The sequence below is a fragment of the Desulfovibrio sp. 1214_IL3152 genome, from assembly GCF_036763055.1.
Classification (GTDB): domain Bacteria; phylum Desulfobacterota; class Desulfovibrionia; order Desulfovibrionales; family Desulfovibrionaceae; genus Desulfovibrio.
The window spans coordinates 1-1,730 of the sequence record NZ_JBAIYW010000545.1 but is presented as its reverse complement, the minus strand read 5'-3'; the positions used below and the strand labels follow the sequence as shown (position 1 = coordinate 1,730).

Genomic DNA, 1,730 nt, shown 5'->3' with positions numbered 1-1,730 from the left:
GCCTCGGCCCTGGGTGTGGGCAATCAGGCTAAGGCTTTCACCGACGAGGCTGACGCCCGTACTGTTTCCACCCAGGAAGCGGCGCAGAAGGCTCTTGTGGGGCTGAACAATGCCGTGGTTTCCAAGGACAAGATCCGCGCACACCTTGGCGCATTGCAGAACAGGCTGGAAAACACCATTTCCAACCTGACGACCCAGACGCAGAACCTGCAGGCGGCCGAATCCCGCATTTCCGACGTGGACGTGGCCACGGAAATGACGGCGTTCGTGCGCAACCAGATCCTCACCCAGTCCGCTGTTGCCATGCTTTCGCAGGCCAACAGCATGCCCCAGATGGCGCTTTCGCTCATTTCGAGGTAGGGCTGAAAACAGGTGGTGGAGGGCGTTTGCCCGGAACGGCCCTGCGGCAGGGGAGTGCTGCGCGGCTATAAAAATCAGACAAGGCCGGCTCGCCATTTGGCGGACTGGCCTTGTTTTTTTGTGTTCTCTCAGGCAGCGTGTATGGCGGCTCAGCGTCCCGAAGAAAAGGCGCGTGTCTGCCCCGGGGCCATAACTACGCAGGAGCAGGGCAGGTCCTGCTTTGCCAGCTCTTTTTCAAAGTCACGGGTGTTTTGCGCCAGAACAGGAAAAGTTCCCCAGTGCATGGGGATCACGTGCTTGCAATTGAGCAGTTTGCAGGCCAGGGCCGCCTGCGGCGCATCCATGGTGAAAACGCCGCCAATGGGCAGCAGGGCTACATCAATGGAGTAAAGCTGCCCCCACAAGGCCATGTCGCCGAAAACGCAGGTGTCGCCGGAGTGATAAACGGTGAGGCCATCGGGCATGCGCACGATGTAGCCCGCCGGACAGCCCGAATCTGTGGTATGGAAAGCCTGGGTCATGGTGATGCTTGCGCCTTTGCAGGTGAGAGTACCGCCCATGTTGAAACCGATGCCGTTCAGTATCTGGCTGTCGGGCAGCCCGGCGGCGGCCTTTTGCGCCGTACCCACAATGGCCCCGAGCATGCCCCCGGTTTTTTGGCATATGGCCACGGCTTCGCCCACATGGTCGCCGTGGTCGTGGGTCAGAAGCACAAGGTCAGCGCGGCCCACATCGTCCACGCTGAAGCCGTATTGCGGCGCCAGAAAAGGATCAATAACCACATGCACGTCATGGTTGCTGATCTTGAAGGCCGAATGTCCAAACCAGGTGATATCGCTCATGCGCGCCTCCCTTGCTGTTGTCTTTGACGTCATTTCTGTCCTGTTTGCCGGGACAGTGTTGTTTGCAGCTTCTGCGCCCGAAAGCAGCGTCTGCAGGCGCTGCTTTCCTGCACGGGTCTGCCCGGAATGTTGCGACGACGGGAAAATGTGGCGCCTGCGCCTGCCGGATGACAGCCTCCCTCAAGGCGAAAATGCCGTAACTAGCCCGGCCATCGTCCCATGTCGTGCGGCAGGCCCACCTGATCGAAAATTCTGCCGCACAGTTGCAGCAGCAGGTCATCCAGATTTTGCGGTTTAAGATAAAAACCCGGGCAGAGGGGCATGATCACCGCTCCGGCTTCCCGCAGGGTCAGCATGTTGCGCAGGTGAATGGCCGAAAGCGGGCTTTCCCGCGGAACCAGCACCAGTGGCAGGCGTTCCTTGAGGGCCACATCGGCCGAGCGCTGCACAAGATTGCCTGTGGCCCCGGAGGCTATGGCCCCGAGAGTGCCCATAGAGCACGGAGCCAGGATCATGGCCGCGGGCTCT

3 protein-coding genes are annotated in these 1,730 nt (G+C 60.3%); 1 reads left to right on the top strand and 2 read right to left on the bottom strand.

Annotated features, from left to right (window positions below; translation table 11 throughout):
• Nucleotides 1–360 (top strand): flagellin (locus V6C07_RS11530; protein WP_333536625.1); only part of this gene is annotated, 360 nt, incomplete at its 5' end.
• 149 nt (nt 361–509) lie between these two features.
• On the opposite strand, the gene V6C07_RS11525 is transcribed toward V6C07_RS11530, so the two are convergent.
• Together V6C07_RS11525 and V6C07_RS11520 are read right to left on the bottom strand one after the other, a co-directional pair.
• Complete coding sequence (locus V6C07_RS11525) at nt 510–1,202, bottom strand: metal-dependent hydrolase (RefSeq protein ID WP_333536624.1); 693 nt, start codon at nt 1,200–1,202, stop codon at nt 510–512.
• Between the two features lie 200 nt (nt 1,203–1,402).
• On the bottom strand, nt 1,403–1,730 hold a 328-nt coding region (locus tag V6C07_RS11520), incomplete at its 5' end, for a UbiX family flavin prenyltransferase (protein WP_333536623.1).

What these genes read in the sequence shown, in the direction of transcription:
- V6C07_RS11525 (WP_333536624.1), bottom strand. Translation starts at nt 1,202, where the DNA reads ATGAGCGATATCACCTGGTTTGGACATTCGGCCTTCAAGATCAGCAAC.